Here is a 17724-nt window from a genome sequence, read left to right as displayed (position 1 = left end):
GCACCGCGCGGGCCCCACCCCACCCGCCGCGGCATCAGCGGGCCCGCCCCGGCGTCAGCGAGCCCGCCGCAGCATCAGCCCAACCCGCCCCGCCCTCAGTGGTGCCAAGGCCCGGTCACCGCGAACGTCGTCCCCGGCGTATAGCAATTGACGTACATCGTCCGGAAGTCGGGCGAGAACGTCACACCCGCGAACTCGCCCCACTCCGGCTTCTCCGGGGTGCCGATGTTCTGCCGGCCGCGCGCCATCGGATAGACCGCGCCGCGCCGGGTGAGGCCGAAGACGTGCTGGGCGCCGTCGCCGTCCTCACAGACCATCAGGCCGCCACTGGGTGCCAGGCAGATGTTGTCGGGTGATTCGCCGGGCAGTTGGAGGTCGGTGTCCGGGCCGAAGACGACGACCTGGGTCAGCTGCCGCTTCTTCGGGTCGTACTTCCACACCTGGCCGTAGTGGTCGGCCGTGGAGCCGGCGGAGCGGTGGGCGAAGCTGGAGACGAAGTAGACGCAGGAGCCGCCCCAGTAGCAGCCCTCCAGCTTCTGGGCGTGGGTGATGCCCCCGGGGCCGAAGTCCTGGAAGCGGATCGGGGTCTCACGGGCGAGCGGGTCGGGCACATCCACCCAGCTGACGTGGTCGAAGACGGTGCCGGGCCGCTGGATGGCGGAGAGGTCGGGCACACCGGGGACCCGCAGCGCCTGGAGCCGGCCGCCGGCCCGGAGGGAACCGCGGCCGCCCCTCGGCTCCTTGGGCAGAAAGCGGTAGAAGAGGCCGAACGGCTTGTCGAAGGCGTCCTCGGTCTCGTAGACGGTGCCGGTGCCGGGGTCGACGGCGACCGCCTCGTGCGCGAAGCGGCCCATCGCGGTCAGCGGGACCGCACCGGTGCGCCGCGGGTCGTACGGATCGACCTCGAAGACGAAGCCGTGGTCCTTGGTGTAGTTCTCCTCACCCGCCCGGAACTCGGTCTCCTCGCAGGTCAGCCAGGTGTTCCAAGGGGTGTGGCCGCCCGCGCAGTTGGTGGAGGTACCGGCGAGGGCGACCCGCTCGGAGCGCACCGTGTTGTCCCGGTCGAGTGCGAGGGCCGTGCAGCCGCCCTCGCCGCCCGGGTCGTACGTCAGCCCGCGGACCGTGGGGACGGCCTGGCGGGAGTGCGTACGGTTCTCGTGGTTGCGGACCAGACGGGTGCCCCCGTGGCGGCCGGGGAAGGCCGCCATGCCGTCGCAGTTGCCGGGCACCTTGCCCTCCCCGGAGAGCAGCGGGTCGCCCTCCCGGGAGAGCACCCGGTGCCGGAAGCCCCGGGGGAGGTCGAGCAGGCCGTCCGGGTCGGGGACCAGCGGGCCGTAGCCGCGCCGGCCCATGCCCTGGGCGGTCGCGGTCCCCGCGAAGAGCTCCGTGAGGCTTCCGGAGAAGGCGAGGGCCGTCCCCAACGCACCGGTGCGGGCCAGGATCTGACGTCGTGTCGCGGACATGGCGGCTCCCTGTTGGCGGACAGGTGACGTGACCCGCCGTGTGTACCACGCAGTCGGGGCGCCGGGAACCACGCGACGGGCACGGCCGGGTGGCGCGCCGCCGTACCGCCTACCGGGAGCCGTCGGCCACCAGGGCGCCCGCGTCGCGCGCCAGCGCCGTCAGCCGGGAGATCGCCCGGAAGTACTTCTTGCGGTAGCCGCCGCGCAGCATCTCCTCGCTGAACAGCTCGTCGAAGGCCTTGCCGGAGGTCAGCACGGGCACCTCGCGGTCGTAGAGCCGGTCCGCGAGGACCACCAGGCGCAGCGCCGTCGACTGGTCGGGCACCGCCTGGACGTCGGTGAGGCAGACCGCTTCGATGCCGTCGCACATCGCGCCGTAGCGGCTGGGGTGCACCGTGGACAGATGCTCCAGCAGGGAGGGGAAGTCGTCGAGCGAGGCACCGGGCGTGCGGTATGCCGTGCGGGTGACCGTCTCGTCGTCGTACGGGGCGGGCGCCTCGGGCAGGCCGCGGTGGCGGTAGTCCTCGCCGTCGATGCGCAGCGGACGGAACTGGGCGCTCAGCCCCTGGATCTCGCGCAGGAAGTCGGCGGCGGCGAACCGGCCCTCGCCGAGCTTGCCGGGCAGCGTGTTGGACGTGGCGGCCAGCGCCACGCCGGCGTCCACCAGCTTGCCGAGCAGGGTGGAGACCAGGACGGTGTCACCGGGATCGTCCAGCTCGAACTCGTCGATGCACAGCAGCCGGTGCTCGCCGAGTGTGCGCACGGTCTGCTGGAAGCCGAGCGCCCCGACGAGGTTCGTCAGCTCGACGAAGGTGCCGAAGGCCTTGCGCTCCGCCGGGGCCGGGGTGGCGTGCCACAGGGAGGCGAGCAGGTGGGTCTTGCCGACGCCGTAGCCGCCGTCCAGATAGACGCCGCGCGGGCCCTTGGGCGCCGCCGGCTTCCTGGCGAACCAGCGCCGCTTCTCCGGGGTCGCCCGCCCGCCCTCGATGCTCTCCGCGAAGTCGCTCAGGACCTGGACGGCCTCGGCCTGGCTGGGCTGCTTCGGGTCCGGAATGTAAGTGTCGAAGCGGGCGCCCTGGAAGCGCGGCGGCGGCACCATCTCGGCAACCAGGCGTTCGGCCGGGACATGCGGGGCGCGGGCGGTCAGCGCGGCGGGGGTCGCGTCCCCGTCGGCCGGCGGAACGGCCGTCGGGGCGGGCTGCGGAGAAGAGGACTCGGAAGGTGACACAGCGCTCCAGCCTATCTCCTGTGCGGGAGACGTCGGTCCGGTGAGCGAGGCATGTCACACTGCCGCCATGCGACGCCTGTTCCCTCTCCCCGCCCTGCCCGTGCCGACGCCTGAGACCGGGAATGCCGAGGTGGGGGCGGTCGGCCAGGTGGACCGGCCGTGGACGCCGGCCGAGCTGGCACAGGCCTATGCGTATCCGGCGTCGGACGATCCGGCGCGCGCGGGCCGCCCCGGCTGGCTGCGCGCCAACATGGTGTCCTCCCTGGACGGGGCGGCCCACCACGGCGGCCGCTCGCAGCCGCTCTCCGGCGACGCCGACATGCGGATCTTCGGGGTGCTGCGGGCGCTCGCGGACGCCGTGGTGGTGGGGGCGGAAACGGTGCGGCAGGAGGGCTACCGCCCGGCCCGCGCCCGGGACGTGTTCGCCGCCCACCGGGCCGCCGCCGGCCAGGCCCCTGCCCCGGCCATCGTCGTGGTCACCGCCGGTCTCGGGCTGGACTTCACGCTGCCCCTGTTCACCGCGCCGGTGGTGCCCACCCTCGTGCTGACCGGCGCCGGCGCACCGGCGGACCGGGTGGCGGCGGCCAGGGCCGCGGGTGCCGAGGTGTTGTTCGCCGGGGAGGGCCTGGGCGTCGATCCCGCCCGGGTGGCCGGGGTGCTGGCCGAACGGGGCCACACCCGGCTGCTGACGGAGGGCGGGCCCCGGCTGCTGGGACAGTTCGCCGCGGCCGATGCGCTGGACGAGATGTGTCTGTCGCTGGCCCCCGTGGTGGCCGTGGGTGACGCCCCGAGGATCATGAACGGGCCGGCCGTCCCGGTTCCGGAGCGTTTCGTCCTGGCATCGGTGCTGGAGGAGGACGGGTTCCTGTTCACTCGGTACCGCCGGACGTGACAATCGGCGGAATTGTCTGTTCCGCTTAGCTTCCGTTGGGCACACTTAGAGCCAGCAGGCCCCGTGTGGCGACGGGGCGGATGGTTTCTGTCGGGCTCCGCGCGATGCGGTGCCCCGAGGAGAAGAAGGGCGTCCGTCGTGTTCACGAGCGTATTGATGATCGAGAAGCCTCTGACGGCCGCCGACGTGGAGTTCGTGACCACGCTGCACGGCGAGGACCGGATCTCGTTCGTCGTGCTCATGCAGCCGCGCGGCAAGCAGGACGTCCTCCTGCGGGCGATCGACGACGTCGCCCTCGGCGAGTTCGACGACGCCGTACGGGAGGGCGAGGAACCGGGCGGCGCCCAGGCGGAGGCGCCCGCCGAGGTGGCCCTGGCACACACGCTGCAGGCGCTGCGCGCCACCGGCGCGGAGGCCGTCGGGCAGGTGGTCGAGGACCACCCGCTGGACCTGCTGCGCTCCATCGTCGACGAGACCGGCGCGGACGAGGTGATCGTGCTGACCACCCCGCACTTCGTCGAGGAGTTCTTCCACCGCGACTGGGCGTCCCGCGCCCGCCACATGGTCGGTGTCCCGGTCCTCAAGCTCTTCTCGCACGCGGCGGACGACCAGCCCCAGCAGGGCGCCGGGGGCTGAGCGGCCGCCGCACCGCGCATCAGGGACGGGCGCCGGTCCGCAGGCGGAGCCGGCCGTCGCGCACCTCGGCGACCTCGTCCGCCGCGTCCAGATGTGCCGGGTCGTGGGTGACCAGCACCGTCGCGGTCGCGCGCTGACGGGTGAGGGTGACCAGCAGATCCAGCACCGCGGCGCCCCGCTCGTGGTCCAGGGCGCTGGTCGGCTCGTCCACCAGCAGCACCGCCGGCTCGTTCATCAGCGCCCGCGCGATGTTGATCCGCTGCCGCTGACCGCCCGACAGCTGATGCGGCCGCCGGCCGGCCAGCCGGTCCAGGCCGACCGCGGCCAGCAACTCCAGCGCCCGGGCCCGCGCCTTACGGGGCGAGCGGCCGTCCAGATGGGCCATCACCTGGAGCTGCTCGGCGGCGGTCAGTGACGGCAGCAGGTTCGGCTGCTGGAAGACCGTGCCGACGGTCGTGCGGCGCAGCGCCGTCAGTTCCGCGCGGCCGAGCCCGGTGGTGTCCGTGCCGTCGAGCACCACCCGTCCGCGGTCCGGGCGGATCAGCGTGGCGGCGACCGCGAGCAGACTGGACTTACCGGAGCCGGACGGTCCGATCACCGCCGTCAGACTGCCCGGAGACACGGTCAGCGAGACCGCGTCCAATGCGGTCAGCCGGGCGTCGCCGTCGGGGTAGGTGAGGGTGACATCGGTCAGTTCGAGGCTCATCGGGCACTTCCCAGGGCGGTCAGCGGGTCGACGGAGGTGATGCGGCGGATGGCCAGCGCGGCGCCGGCGGCGCCCAGCGCGGTCATGATCAGGGCCGGGAGCAGCACGGTGGACGGGGCGAGCACGAAGGGCACCGTGGAGCCGATCCCGGCGCCCACCGCGGCCACCACGGCGCTGCCCAGGCCGGTCCCGAGCAGCAGCAGGACGACGGCCTGGCCGAGTGCGTCCCGCAGCAGCGAGCCGGTCGAGGCGCCCAGCGCCTTCAGCACCGCGACGTCACCGCTGCGCTGAATCGTCCACACCGTGAAGAACGCCCCGATGACCAGCGCGGAGATCGCGAAAAGGAAACCGCGCATCAGCTGGAGGGAGCCGTTCTCCGCGCGGTACGAGCCGATGGCCTCCAGCGCGTCGCCGGTACGGACGGTCCTGGTGCCGAGCCGGGCGTCGGCGGCGGCCAGATCGGCCGACCCGGTGGTGGACAGGGCGAGCACGGTCGCATCCGCCCCGGGGGCCCGGCCGGAGCCGCCGCCCGCCCCCGAGCCGCCGGCCGCCTTCCGCCAGTCCGCCGGCGACATCCAGACCACCGGCGTATGGCTGTACATCGCCGAACCCGACACCGCTGCGACCGTGCAGGTCCGGCCGCCCAGCGTCAGGGAACCACCGGCCCGTACGCCCAGGGCCGCGGCGGCCTTCCCGGACAGCACCACCGCCCCGTCCCCGACCCCCTCCGGCGCCGGCCCGGAACCCGGCCGCACCCCGAACGCCGACACCGCGGCGCTCCGGCCGCCCGCCTCGGCCTTCGCCGGCGCGATCCCCAGCGGCTCGGCGCTCCGTACGCCCGGCACCCGTGCCCAGGCCGTCGCGGTCCGCGCGGACAGCCGCGAGTCGGTGAACGCGAGGCCGCTGCCGTCGGCGGGCGCCGAGAACACCAGGTGATCGGCGGGCAGCGCGGTGATCGCCGAGGTGTTCTCCCGGCCCAGGCCCGCGGTCAGGCCCGACAGCAGCCCCACCAGCACCGTGATCAGCACAATGACGGTGCCCATCAGGGCGAACCGTCCCCTGGCGAATCCCAGGTCCCTCCAGGCCACGAACACAGGTGGTGCCCTCCTTGCTTCCGGCGGCCGGACCCAGCGCCCGGCGGCCGGACCACTGTCACCCGCCGGGCGGCGTCCGGGCATCGCGCGGGGGAGTGGTCCGCCGGCGCCGGAAGGTGGGCCCCGAGGTCAACCCTTCGGTTGATGCCGCAGGTGGGGAGCGCCCTTAGCCTGAGGGGGCCGTGACCGAAGAAACTGTGACCGAAGAACCCGTGACCGCCCCCTCCCTCACCCCCGTCGTGCGGGCGCTGCGCAGCTGCCTGCATCTGATGGTGGCCGCGCTGCTCGCGCTCGCCGCCGTACGGGCGGTGGCCGACCGCACCCCGGACGCCCCGGCCGTGCTCGCCGCCGCGTCGGCGCTGTGCGCGCTCTACGTCACCGGCCACCGGCTGCCCCGCCTGCGCGCCTCCACCGGCGCCGCCGCCCTCTGGCTCGCCGCCCTGGCCCTGGTCTGGCTGGTCCTGCTGGCTCTCACCCCGGACGGCGTCTGGGTGGCCTTCCCGCTCTTCTTCGTCCAGCTGCATCTGCTGCCGCTGCGCTGGGCCCTGCCCGCGGTCGCGGCCACCACCCTCGCCGCCGTCGCCGGATTCGGCTGGCACACCCACACCCTCAGTGTCGGCACGGTGCTCGGCCCCTTCCTGGGCGCCGCCGTCGCGGTCGCCGTCGTCCTCGGCTACCAGGCCCTCTACCGGGAGAGCGAACAGCGCCGGCGCCTCATCGAGGAGCTCACGGCGACCCGCAGCGAGCTGGCCGCCGCGGAACGCGCCGCCGGCCGGCTCGCCGAACGCGAGCGGCTGGCCCGCGAGATCCACGACACCCTGGCGCAGGGGCTGTCCAGCATCCAACTGCTGCTGCGGGCCGCCGAACGCGTCCTGCCCCAGCAGCCCACCACGGCCCTCGGGCACGTCCGGCAGGCCCGCACCACCGCCGTCGACAACCTCGCCGAGGCGCGCCGCTTCGTGCAGGCGCTCAGTCCGCCCGCCCTGGAGGCGGGGTCGCTGCCCGCCGCCCTGGAGCGGCTCTGCGCCACCACGGCCCGCAGCTCCGGTCTCACCGTGCACTGTCAGGTCTCCGGCGTGCCCCTCGCGCTCCCCACTCCGCACGAGGTCGCCCTGCTCCGCATCGCCCAGTCCGCGCTCGCCAACACCGTCCGGCACGCCGCCGCCGGCCGCGTCGAGCTGACCCTCAGCTACATGGACACCGAGGTCGCGCTGGACGTCGTCGACGACGGTGCCGGGTTCCGTCCCGCCGACGTGCCCGCACCCGGCTCCGCCGCGGCCCCGGGCACCGGCTTCGGCCTCGCCGCGATGCGCGCCCGGGCCCGCGCCCTCCAGGGGACGCTCGCCGTCGAGTCCGCCCCCGGGGAGGGAACCGCGATCGCCGTCACCCTGCCCTGCCCCGCCTCTGCACCCGACGCCGCCCCGGAGGCCGCCTCGTGACCGTCCCGGCCACCACCGTCCGGCTGCTGCTCGCCGACGACCACCCCGTCGTCCGCGCCGGGCTGCGCGCCGTCCTGGAGACCGAGCCGGACTTCGAGATCGTCGCCGATGTCCCCACCGCCGAGCAGGCGGTCCGCCTCGCCGCGGAGTGCGACGTCGACGTGGTCCTCATGGACCTCCAGTTCGGCGGCCGGATGCTGGGCTCGCAGGCCACCGCCGAGATCACCGCCCGCCCCGGCGGCCCCCGCGTGCTCGTCCTGACCACCTACGACACCGACGCCGACATCCTCGCCGCCATCGAGGCCGGCGCCACCGGCTACCTCCTCAAGGACGCCCCGCCCCAGGAGCTGGCCGCCGCGGTCCGCACCGCCGCCGCCGGGCGGTCCGCGCTCGCCCCCACCGTCGCGCTGCGCCTGATGGACCGGCTGCGCACCCCTGCCACCGCGCTCTCCCGGCGCGAGACGGAGGTCCTCCAGCTCGTGGCCGAGGGCCACTCGAACGCGGCGGTCAGCAAGCGGCTCTTCCTCAGCCAGGCGACCGTCAAGTCCCACCTCGTCCACATCTACGCCAAGCTGGGCGTGGACTCCCGTACGTCCGCGGTCGCCGCCGCCACCGCACAGGGCCTGATCCGCCGCTGACCACTACGGCCGACCCCCGACGCCGGGTCCGGCCGGGTCCACGGACCGGCGCTGTCGGTGCCGGGTGCGAGAATCATCGACAGCACGACCGAACGGCAGCACACCGCTCGCGATGATCGACGATCAGGGAGACGCACCATGGCACCCGCCATCCCAGCCTCGATGGACCGGCCGCACTTCATCGGTATCGGCGGAGCCGGTATGTCGGGCATCGCCAAGATCCTCGCGCAGCGCGGCGCCCGGGTGGCGGGCAGCGACGCCAAGGACTCCGCGACCGCCCAGGCCCTGCGCGCCCTCGGCGTCACGGTCCACCTCGGCCACGCCGCCGGGCATCTCGCCGAGGACGCCACCAGCGTCGTCGTCTCCTCCGCGATCCGCCCCGACAACCCCGAGCTCGCCGCCGCCCAGGAGCGCGGCATCCCGGTCGTCCACCGCTCCGATGCGCTCGCCTCCCTCATGGAGGGCCTGCGCCCCATCGCCGTCGCCGGCACCCACGGCAAGACGACGACGACCTCCATGCTCGCCGTCTCCCTCGGCGCCCTCGGCCTCAAGCCGTCCTACGCCATCGGCGGCGACCTCGACGCCCCGGGATCCAACGCCGAGCACGGCGCCGGCGAGATCTTCGTCGCCGAGGCCGACGAAAGCGACCGCAGCTTCCACAAGTACGCCCCCGAGGTCGCCATCATCCTCAACGTGGAGCTGGACCACCACGCCAACTACGCCTCGATGGACGAGATCTACGAGTCCTTCGAGACCTTCGTCGGCCGCATCCGCCCCGGCGGCACCCTGGTCATCGCCGCCGACCAGCCCGGCGCCCGCGAGCTGACCGAGCGGATCTCCGGCCGTCATGACATCGAGGTCGTCACCTACGGCGAGTCCGCGGACGCCGACGTCCGCATCCTCAAGGTCAACCCCCGCGGCCTGACCAGCGACGTCACCGTCACCCTGACCAGCGGCAAGATCCTCACCTTCACGGTCTCCGTCCCGGGCCGGCACTACGCCCACAACGCCGTCGCCGCCCTGGCCGCCGGCGTCGCCCTGGGCCTCCCGCCGCACAACCTCGCGTCCGCGCTCGGCAAGTACACCGGCGTCAAGCGCCGCCTCCAGCTCAAGGGCGAGGCGGCCGGCGTCCAGGTCATCGACTCCTACGCGCACCACCCCACGGAGATGACCGCCGACCTGGAGGCCATCCGCGGCGCCGCCGAGGGCTCCCGGGTGCTGGTCGTCTTCCAGCCGCACCTCTTCTCCCGCACCCAGGAGCTGGGCACGGAGATGGGCCAGGCACTCGCCCTCGCCGACGCCTCCGTGGTCCTGGACATCTACCCGGCCCGCGAGGACCCGATCCCGGGCGTGACCAGCACTCTGATCATCGACGCCGCGCGCGCCGCGGGCGCCGATGTCACCCCCGAGAGCGACCAGGCCGCCGTCCCGGAGGTCATCGCCGGAATGGCCAAGCCCGGTGACCTCGTTCTCACCATGGGCGCGGGCGACGTGACCGACCTCGGCCCCGCCATCCTGTCCCGCCTGGGCAACTGAGCCAAGGAGGCCCCGATGCCGTACGAGATCGACAAGCCCGACGAGCAGTGGCGCGCCGAGCTGACCCCCGCGGAGTACCAGGTGCTCCGCCAGGCCGGCACCGAGCCCGCCTTCGTCGGCGAGTACACCGACACCACGACCGAGGGCGTCTACTCCTGCCGTGCCTGCGGCGCCGAGCTCTTCCGCTCCGACACCAAGTTCGCCAGCCACTGCGGCTGGCCGTCCTTCTACGACCCACGCGACTCGGACGCGGTGGAACTCGTCCCCGACACGTCGCACGGCATGACGCGGACCGAAGTGCGCTGCGCGCGCTGCGGCTCGCATCTCGGGCACGTCTTCGAGGGCGAGGGGTATCCCACCCCCACCGATCAGCGGTACTGCATCAACTCGATCTCGCTGCGACTGATCCCCGACGAGGATCAGTCCCGCTAGCGCGGGGAGGACACCTTGCCGATATCGGCATGGGTAGGGCCGACCACACTGCTCCCGTACGCGCCTGCGGGGCGCGAACGGGAGCAGTGCCGGTGAGTCGCTCAGGACTCCTGCAGGGCACGGAACGAGTCGAACCAGACGGTGGTCCGTCCGACCTTTCCGTTCTCCTCCCTGACAGTGCGGTTCGCGTACAGGGGGTTGAGGATCCACGGCTTCTTGTGAGCGCCCCAGCCCGTCTGCATGGATTCGATCTGCACCACTCCGTAGGTGGCCACCGCGAGCTTCCCGGTCTCCCGGAACATATGCATCTGCTGCGTCAGATAGTCCTTGTGCGACGCGAACCACGGACTCATCGCGAGGAAGTCGTCCCACCTCTCCTGGGGGAAGGGCTTCTCGAACGCGTTGCCGATCACCTGCCATACGCGGGTGTTCGGGGGCACCTCGTACTTCTCGGCATAGGCCTCCGGGATCTTGTCGCCCATGTGCTTCTCCCAGTGCTGCACCAGGGAGAACTCCGTGGCGAGGAACTTCTTGCTCTTGTCCAGGCGGGACACGACGTACTGGACGTACCTGCCGGCCGCCTGCAGGGAGTCGACGTGCGGATGGATATCGAGGCCCTCGATCTCCGGCTTCCTGTTGACGAAGTCGACCCACCGCTCGGTGGCCTTCGTGCGCCCTTCCTTCTCGTCGAGGCGATTGAGAGCCCCCATGTACAGGCGGGTCCGGCAACCCTGCGGGAAGGTCTTCCTGCGGTAGGCGATGACGTGTTCGGCGATGTACTCGTAGAAGACATTGAGACGCGCATCGCGCTCGTCTTTCATGGTTTCGAGGAAGGGCTCGTTGCCGATGGTGAGGATGTCCATCTTCCCCATGACAGCGTGCAGTACCCGGTCCACGCGCTTCAGCAGCGCTGCCATCTCCTTGCTGCCCACCTTGGGAAGCGACTGCCCGAGGGTCAGGAAGGGGAACTTCAGCGAGAGGATCGTCTTGAAGCCGTTCCCGCTCGCGTCGAGCAGCCTGGCGATGGACCGCTGCTGGGCCGGGTCGTGCGTGTCGAGGTAGTCCGTCATCGGGACGAAGCCGCGCACCCACTTCGCCGAAAGAGCCCTCACCTGGTCGAAGTTCATGTCGGAGGGATCCTCGTTGAAGTTCACCCCGAGTGCGCCGTTCGGCGCCTCGCCCGTGGGTGCGCCGCCGTCCTTCGCGTCCGTCTTCACACTCACCCCAGCCGACTGCTTACCACCCGTAGGACTGCACGCCGCCGTGAGGACGGCTGCACCGGACACTCCCAGCAGCCAGCGACGTGAAGACGTCCTCCCGAGGGAGGATGTACCGGATGTGCCAGGCTGCGCGGACGACTCGTGCCGCATTGCTGTTCTCCGATTCTGGTGAAGTCGTGGCCGGCCGTCGTCCCCCACCGGCATCATCTGTGGCGTGCCGACCGGGCGGAGGTCGCCGAACTCCCTTTGCCGACAGGCGGCTTCACCCTCCATACGACGCCTCGGCGTCGGTCCCCTGCATGACAACGTAGTTCATCGGAGCGCCCGCACGGGCCCGCCCCCTGCCGGAACAACATGAGGCCCCTGGCGGCGCCGCCGTAACGCGTAGCGGACCTGAGAGCCGGCTGGAGGCTGAAGGTCCTGGGGAGCCGCTTGCTCCGACTGCCGGGCGACCTCGGCCAGGGACGTGCGACGCGGCGCCGTGCTGCGAGTGAGCCTGATGATCCGCCAAGATAATGGGCCCGTATCTCCGGGCCGGGCCAACGTCAGCGATGCCCGCCAACCGGCGGACGGGGTACGGGTCCCGGCCGCCGTCCGGCGGCAGCTCGGCCGCCAGCCGCGCGGCGCCCGCCGCATATACACCCCGTCGAGCACGCGCAGACAACCGCCGCGTGCGAGGAGCACCTCGCCGGTGTGCCGCAAACCCAGAGCGCGCTGGTGTGCGACCAGTTCCTGAGAGCGAGGTACGAGCGGGGACAGCGGTAGCCCGGACAGTGCCCCGGGCAGGCCGAGACGATGCCCGAACTCCAGCCCCACCCTGCGTTCCACACCTGTAGGCGGTCGCTCATCTGCACGTGATGAGCGGCCCACCCCAGTCGGCGTGATCGGAGTTGTTCCCGTTGCCTCCGTCCGTGGCCACGAGTCGTAGCTCGCTGCCGCCGGTGAGGTCCGCGGTGAGACGCTTCGCGGATTGGCCGACCGTCATCAGCCCGCTGTCGGCGACCAGCGTGCCGTCCCGGTAGATCTGGAAGACCACCGAGCCGTTCGCGCCCACTTCGTCGTCGACCCCCACGTCCACGCTGAGGGCGGAGCAGGCGCCGCCGAGCTGGTAGGTGATCTCGCTGTTGGCGTGGGCCCCCAGCCCTTCGGCGTAGCCGATGCCCGCGATGGTGAGGGGACGCCCGTCGATGCTGCGGTTCTGTCCCACCGGCCCCCAGGCGTTCTGGCTGGAGCTCCACGGCCGGGCGCTTAACGCGGTGGTGTGGGCGGGGGGCGGCTTGTCCTCGGGGCCCCGGGGTGCGGAGGGCGACCGGGGGGCCGACTTCGAGGGCCGGGAACTCGGGTGCTTCGACGCCGTGCTGCGGCCGGCGGTCGGTGTGGCCGACGCCGAGCGGGAGGCGGTCGCCGACTTCTCGGGAGACGCCGTCGGCGACCGGTCGGGAGTGGGAGCGGAAGAGTGGCCGACCCGTCCGGGGCCGGGGCCCGAGGCCTGGTGGCGCGTCGGGCCGAGCAGCGGGCCGACGGATATGGCAAGCCCGGCCACGACGGTCACGGCGGCGGCGAGCACGGCGATGCGCGCCGGGGCGAGTCGGGACCCCCGGGCCTTGCGCGGCCCGTTGGAGGGGTTCTTCCCCATGGGGTGCGCGGAGGCGGCGGGTTCGTCGTCGGTGAAGGGCATGTGCCCCGTGAAGGAGACCTGCCCGGCGTCGGACGGGCCGGAGCCCTCCCCCGGATGCGGCCCGACCGGCCCGGACGCGAAGTCGTCGCGCAGCTCGGTCCTTCGGGGGCCCTGGTGCCAGACGGCGGCGGTGTGGCGTACCGCCGCCAGCAAGCTGGCCTGCCAGTCCGTCCGCGCGTCTCCCGGGTCGGGGGAGTGCAGGACGCCGGCGATGGCTTCCGCCGCCAGATCCGCCGCGGCCTGGGAGGATCCGCAGCAGGTGCGGGCGTAGGCCAATACGGCGGCGTAGTGCCGGCGGTGGAACTCGTCGAGGGCTTCCTCGGCCGGTCCGTCCGGAACTGCCGCCCCAGGTGGATCGGCCGTCGCCGGGCCGTCGGTCCGGGCGGCCGCACGGATACGTGCGACCAGCTCGGTATCGGACGGTTCTGTTCCGCCGGTGGGGGCGCATTGCTCTTGCATAAGTGGGCTACTGACCCTTCGACGGCCTGACGCTTCATAAAAATACCGCAGGGCGTACAGGGTTGCGCTGCCGGTCCGTCACTGTGGTCGATCGGCGCGGAACACGGCTTCTGATGCTGCGTTACGTGCGGCCCGTCCCTGCGAGAGGCGGGCCGGGAACCTCCCCTGCTCTTCGGGCAGTTCACACCGTCATCACGATCGCCGTCACCACCAGCCCCGCCCCGATGAGCCAGCGGCCGCTGAATTCGGTGAGTTCGCGGCCGTCGATCACGGGGCCCGGGACGAGGAGGCGGGCGGTGAAGGTGGCGTTGGTGGGGTCGAAGGTGAGGTGGGCCTCCTGGAAGTCGAGCCAGCGGCGGGTGAGGGGGTACCACGCCTTGTAGACGCTCTCCTTCGCGCTGAAGATCAGGCGGTCCCAGCAGACCTCGGGCTGCGCCGCGGCCAGCCGGGCGAGCTGGGGGCGTTCCGCGGGGAGGGTGACCAGATCGACCACCCCGGGGTCGTCCACCGGCAGATGGGGCTCGGCGTCCAGGCCGATGGTGCGCACCTCGGCCGAGCGGGCCACCGCGGCGGCGCGATAGCCGTTGCAGTGCGTCATCGCGCCGACGATGCCGGCCGGCCACTGCGGCTCCCGGCGGGGGCCCGGAAGCAGGGGAGCGGGAGCGATCCCCAGCTCGGCCAGTGCGCTGCGGGCGCAGCCGCGTACGGTGCCGAACTCCTTCTGCCGCTTGGGGACGGCCTCGGCCACCAGCGCCCACTCCTCCGGGAACATCTGCGACACCGGGGCGTCCTGGAAGGCCTCCGCGGTCACGACCGGGGGCGGCAGCAGTTTGTCGATCATGCGGGGGTCCCCGTGGTGTCGCCGGCCGCGGCCGGCACGGGGAGGATCTGGACCGGGCGGCCCGGGGCGCGGGAGCGGCGCTGCCACTCGCGCGGGTAGCCGAGCGACACCTCCTGATGTGGGACGCCGTCGCAGACCAGCAGCCGCGGGATGTGGAGATGGCCGTAGACCACGGTGGCGGCCCGGAAGCGGACGGGCCAGTCGGCGGTCGCCTCCGTACCGCACCACAGCGCGAAATCCGGGTACCACAGCGGCTCGGTGGGCTCGCGCACCACCGGCCAGTGGTTGACGAGCACCGTCGGCAGGTCCTCGGGCACGGCGGCGAGCCGGGCCTCGGTGGCGGCCACCCGCGCCCGGCACCAGGCCTCTCGCGTCGGATACGGGTCCGGGTGCAGGAAGTGCTCGTCGGTGCACACCACTCCGGCCTTCTCGGCCCGGGCGAGCGCCTCGCGCGTGGACGTCACCCCGGGCTGCCGGAAGGTGTAGTCGTAGAGGAGGAAGAGCGGCGCGATGACGACCGGACCGCCGTCCCCCTCCCACACCGGATAGGGGTCCTCGGGGGTGAGGACGCCCAACTCCCGGCAGATGCCGACCAGATGCTCATAGCGCGCCACACCGCGCAGCTGTACCGGGTCGTCGGCCGTCGTCCACAGCTCATGATTGCCGGGCACCCACACCACCTTGGCGAACCGGCTGCTGAGCAGGGCGAGCGCCCAGCGGATGTCGGACACCCGCTCGCCGATGTCGCCGGCCACCAGCAGCCAGTCGTCGTCGGACTGCGGCTGCAGCCCCTCGACGATGTCGCGGTTCTCCTTGTAGCGGACGTGCAGATCGCTGACGGCCACCAGGGCGCCGCGCCCGCCGCTCCGTGCGGAGCGTGCAGGGGGCGCGAGGGCGGGGCCGGCGGTGCCGGGCGTGGGGGTGCGGATCTCGTAGGTCACCCTCGAAGTAAAAACGGTGCCGGGGAGAGAGTGAAGGGCGGACCGAAAATGTAGGGGTTCGTGTCACCGGCCCGGTGGCGGGGGAGTGGGGCGGCCGCCGGTCCCGGGAGCGCCGCCGCGGCGGATCCGGGTGGCCAGCCACAGGTCGAAGCGGTCGTCGGGGTCGTCGAGGCGGCGGCCGGTGAGGTCCATCACCTTGTCCAGGCGGTTGCGTACGGTGTGCCGGTGGACGCCGAGCCGCCGGCTGGTGGCGTCCCAGGCGCCGCCGGTCTCCAGCCACGCCGCGAGCGTGGCGGTCAGTTCCTCGCCGTGGTCGGCGAGGTCGAGCGGGCCCAGCACCGTGTCGGCGTAACCGTGCAGCGTACGGCGGTCGCCCAGGTCGAGCAGGAGCCGGCTGGCCTGGCTCTGCCGGGCCTCGGCGGGCTCCCCGCCGGCCCGGCTGACGGCGAGCAGACCGGCCGCCTGGTGCAGTGAGACCCGGACCGCTTCGGGGCCGGCGGCCGGGCCGATACCGGCCGGACGGTGCGGGGCGAAGCGGGCGAGCACCTCGCGGACGTCCAGGTCCTCGCCGGCCACCGCCTCGATCAACGGGCCTGCCGCCCCGTCCACGACCCGGACCAGGCCGCCGGGCAGCGCCAGCGCCAGATCGGCGGCCATCTCCTGCGCGGCGCCCTCCGCGGTCCCCTCCCGCGACGGGTCCGGCCCCGTACGGCCTCCCGTGCCGCCCGGGGCCTCCACCACGACCCCCCGCACCCGCTCGGCGGTCAGCCCCACCGACTGCAGCACGTCCCGGGCCCGGTCGGCGGACGGGGCCTCGTCCGCCAGCAGCTCCGACAGCAGCGCCGACCTGCGGCGCCGCTCCGGCTCATCGCGCAGATGACGGCGCTCCAGCTCCAGGGAGAGCAGGGAGACCAGGCCCGGGACGACCGAGCGGGCGGCGTCGTCCAAGCGACCGGTGAGCAGCAGCAGCCCGCGCAGCCGCCGGGCCCCCAGCGGCTGCACCTCCAGCTGCTGCCCGGCGGCCGTGCTGGCGGCGCTGCCGCGCAGCCCGTGCGCGGCGACCCGGGTGAGCAGCTCCTGCGCCTGCGCGGGAGGCGTGCGCCGCGCCCGCTCGCCGGCCGCCAGGAGCCGCCCCAGGGGGTCGAGCACCGCGGCGCCCACGCCGGTGGCGGCCGTCCATTCCGTCAGCATCGGGACCAGGCCGCCGCCGGTCGCCGCGGCGGTCAGCCGCCGCTGGGTGGCGAAGGCCCGCTGCAGCAGTTCGCGCTGTTCCTGGGCCCGCGCGTCGAAGACCGCCTTGGTGACGGCGATGAAGGGCACCCCGTCCGGCACCGTCAGCAGCGGCAGCCCGGCCTCCTCCGCCGCCCGCACCAGCGGCTCCGGCGCCTCCTGATACGGCAGCCCCTGCCCCAGCCCGAGCGCCAGACACGCCGCCCCGCCCTCGGCGACGTCCCGGACGTACGCCCGGCACGCGGCGGGCTCCCTCGGCAGCAACAGCCCGATGGTCATGAGGAGTTCGCCGCCCTCCAGCCACTTTCCCGGCGCCGGCAGATCCGAGACCGTCGCCGCCTCGATCGTGCGGGCCAGCAGGTGCGGCGGCACGTCGTAGGCGACCGACAGATCGAGGTCGGGCCGGTCCAGGAGGTCGGAGAGGTGCAGGGGCATGTACACAGTGTCCAGCACATGTGCCGTGAATGGACGATCGGGAGAGCGGGGTGGCCGCTGACCGCGCGCTTCGCAGGGCGGCGGACGGCCTCGGGAGCACCTGTCGGGCCCGGTCCGCGGGGCCCGGACCAGCAAAGAAGTGCCCGGCGCTGTGGGCCGTTATGGTCGAGAAGTGGGAGCGGGGGCTTCCTCGCTCCCTGACCCGACGAAGGGACGTGAGCGCAGTATGCAGGCGGCGTTTCTGGTGGCCCCGGAGGGCACCGAAGAGGTGGAGCTGACCCAGCCCTGGCAGGCGGTGGTCGCCGCGGCCGGGGGCCCGACGCTGGTCTCCACCCACACGGGAAAGGTGCAGGCGTTCCACCACCTGGACAGGGCGGCCACCTTCCCCGTCGATCTGACGGTGGACGAGGCCACCGCGGCGGACTTCGACGGTCTGGTGCTGCCCGGCGGCGTGGCCAACCCGGATGCGCTGCGCCTGGACCCGCGGGCCGTGGCGTTCGTCAAGTCGTTCTTCGACGCCGGAAAGCCGGTGGCCGCCATCTGCCATGCACCGTGGACGCTCATCGAGGCCGATGTGGTGCGCGGCCGCACCCTGACCTCCTGGCCGAGCCTGCGGACCGACATCCGCAACGCGGGCGGCACCTGGGTCGACGAGCAGGTCAAGATCTGCACCGCCGGACCGAACACCCTGATCACCAGCCGCAGGCCCGCGGATCTGGAGGCCTTCTGCGCGGCGTTCGTCTCGGAGTTCTCGCACTAGGAGCCGGAGTTCTCGCACCAGGACTTGTCCGACCCGGCGAGGTGAACGAGGCGCGGAACGACGAGCTGAGCGATGCTTTGAGCGGCGAGCCGGGGG

At 73.1% G+C, this 17724-nt stretch carries 16 protein-coding genes; 7 read left to right on the top strand and 9 right to left on the bottom strand.

The genetic code is table 11. The features are described 5' to 3' along the window. Positions 1–95 precede the first annotated feature (95 nt). Together EST92_RS24720 and zapE are read right to left on the bottom strand one after the other, a co-directional pair. Positions 96–1463: an alkaline phosphatase PhoX gene (locus tag EST92_RS24720; RefSeq protein WP_129283002.1), complete on the bottom strand. Its 1368-nt coding sequence runs from the start codon at positions 1461–1463 to the stop codon at positions 96–98. A 109-nt stretch (positions 1464–1572) separates the two neighbouring features. Next, positions 1573–2691 (bottom strand): cell division protein ZapE, encoded by a 1119-nt coding sequence (gene zapE / locus EST92_RS24715; RefSeq protein ID WP_174244122.1) that lies wholly within the window; start codon positions 2689–2691, stop codon positions 1573–1575. A gap of 67 nt (positions 2692–2758) precedes the next feature. On the opposite strand from zapE, the gene EST92_RS24710 reads away from it, so the two are divergent. Then, a complete protein-coding gene (locus EST92_RS24710) occupies positions 2759–3583 on the top strand; it encodes a pyrimidine reductase family protein (RefSeq protein WP_129283001.1) in 825 nt (274 codons plus the stop codon). Positions 3584–3721: 138 nt separating this feature from the next. Next, entirely contained in the window at positions 3722–4219 is a 498-nt protein-coding gene (locus EST92_RS24705; protein ID WP_129283000.1) for an indole-3-glycerol phosphate synthase, read from the top strand. A 19-nt stretch (positions 4220–4238) separates the two neighbouring features. Here EST92_RS24705 and EST92_RS24700 read toward each other — a convergent pair whose 3' ends face one another. Together EST92_RS24700 and EST92_RS24695 are read right to left on the bottom strand one after the other, a co-directional pair. After that, positions 4239–4925 carry an ABC transporter ATP-binding protein gene (locus EST92_RS24700; protein ID WP_129282999.1) on the bottom strand — a complete coding sequence of 229 codons (687 nt, stop codon included), beginning with the start codon at positions 4923–4925 and terminating at the stop codon, positions 4239–4241. Continuing rightward, positions 4922–6019 carry an ABC transporter permease gene (locus EST92_RS24695; protein ID WP_129282998.1) on the bottom strand — a complete coding sequence of 366 codons (1098 nt, stop codon included), beginning with the start codon at positions 6017–6019 and terminating at the stop codon, positions 4922–4924. The genes EST92_RS24700 and EST92_RS24695 overlap by 4 nt, the downstream gene beginning before the upstream one ends. Positions 6020–6216: 197 nt before the next feature. On the opposite strand from EST92_RS24695, the gene EST92_RS24690 reads away from it, so the two are divergent. The 4 genes from EST92_RS24690 to msrB all read left to right on the top strand — a co-directional run bounded on the left by EST92_RS24690 (position 6217) and on the right by msrB (position 10064). Beyond that, positions 6217–7458, top strand: coding sequence for a sensor histidine kinase (locus EST92_RS24690; protein WP_129283004.1), 1242 nt, complete (start codon positions 6217–6219; stop codon positions 7456–7458). Further along, on the top strand, positions 7455–8096 hold the full coding sequence (locus EST92_RS24685) for a response regulator transcription factor (protein ID WP_129282997.1): 642 nt from the start codon (positions 7455–7457) through the stop codon (positions 8094–8096). Before EST92_RS24690 ends, EST92_RS24685 begins: the two co-directional genes overlap by 4 nt. A gap of 138 nt (positions 8097–8234) precedes the next feature. After that, entirely contained in the window at positions 8235–9632 is a 1398-nt protein-coding gene (murC, locus tag EST92_RS24680; protein WP_129282996.1) for a UDP-N-acetylmuramate--L-alanine ligase, read from the top strand. Between the two features lie 15 nt (positions 9633–9647). After that, positions 9648–10064, top strand: coding sequence for a peptide-methionine (R)-S-oxide reductase MsrB (gene msrB, locus EST92_RS24675; protein WP_129282995.1), 417 nt, complete (start codon positions 9648–9650; stop codon positions 10062–10064). Between the two features lie 101 nt (positions 10065–10165). Here msrB and EST92_RS24670 read toward each other — a convergent pair whose 3' ends face one another. The 5 genes from EST92_RS24670 to EST92_RS24650 all read right to left on the bottom strand — a co-directional run bounded on the left by EST92_RS24670 (position 10166) and on the right by EST92_RS24650 (position 16868). Next, on the bottom strand, positions 10166–11287 hold the full coding sequence (locus tag EST92_RS24670) for a hypothetical protein (protein ID WP_254068992.1): 1122 nt from the start codon (positions 11285–11287) through the stop codon (positions 10166–10168). An 841-nt stretch (positions 11288–12128) separates the two neighbouring features. Continuing rightward, positions 12129–13421: an NPCBM/NEW2 domain-containing protein gene (locus EST92_RS24665; RefSeq protein ID WP_129282994.1), complete on the bottom strand. Its 1293-nt coding sequence runs from the start codon at positions 13419–13421 to the stop codon at positions 12129–12131. Positions 13422–13602: 181 nt separating this feature from the next. Next, positions 13603–14262 carry a 4'-phosphopantetheinyl transferase superfamily protein gene (locus EST92_RS24660; RefSeq protein WP_129282993.1) on the bottom strand — a complete coding sequence of 220 codons (660 nt, stop codon included), beginning with the start codon at positions 14260–14262 and terminating at the stop codon, positions 13603–13605. After that, a complete protein-coding gene (locus tag EST92_RS24655) occupies positions 14259–15203 on the bottom strand; it encodes a metallophosphoesterase (protein ID WP_129282992.1) in 945 nt (314 codons plus the stop codon). The genes EST92_RS24660 and EST92_RS24655 overlap by 4 nt, the downstream gene beginning before the upstream one ends. 63 nt (positions 15204–15266) lie before the next feature. After that, positions 15267–16868, bottom strand: coding sequence for a PucR family transcriptional regulator (locus EST92_RS24650; RefSeq protein ID WP_129282991.1), 1602 nt, complete (start codon positions 16866–16868; stop codon positions 15267–15269). 226 nt (positions 16869–17094) lie between these two features. On the opposite strand from EST92_RS24650, the gene EST92_RS24645 reads away from it, so the two are divergent. Beyond that, the gene (locus EST92_RS24645; protein ID WP_129282990.1) at positions 17095–17628 is read left to right on the top strand and encodes a type 1 glutamine amidotransferase domain-containing protein; all 534 of its coding nucleotides are present in this window, start codon (positions 17095–17097) and stop codon (positions 17626–17628) included. Positions 17629–17724 lie beyond the last annotated feature (96 nt).

Origin of the sequence: Streptomyces sp. TM32, assembly GCF_004122755.1 — a bacterium.
Taxonomy (GTDB): domain Bacteria; phylum Actinomycetota; class Actinomycetes; order Streptomycetales; family Streptomycetaceae; genus Streptomyces; species Streptomyces sioyaensis.
The sequence above is the reverse complement of the archived record's forward strand: the minus strand, read 5'-3'. Positions and strand labels throughout refer to the sequence as shown.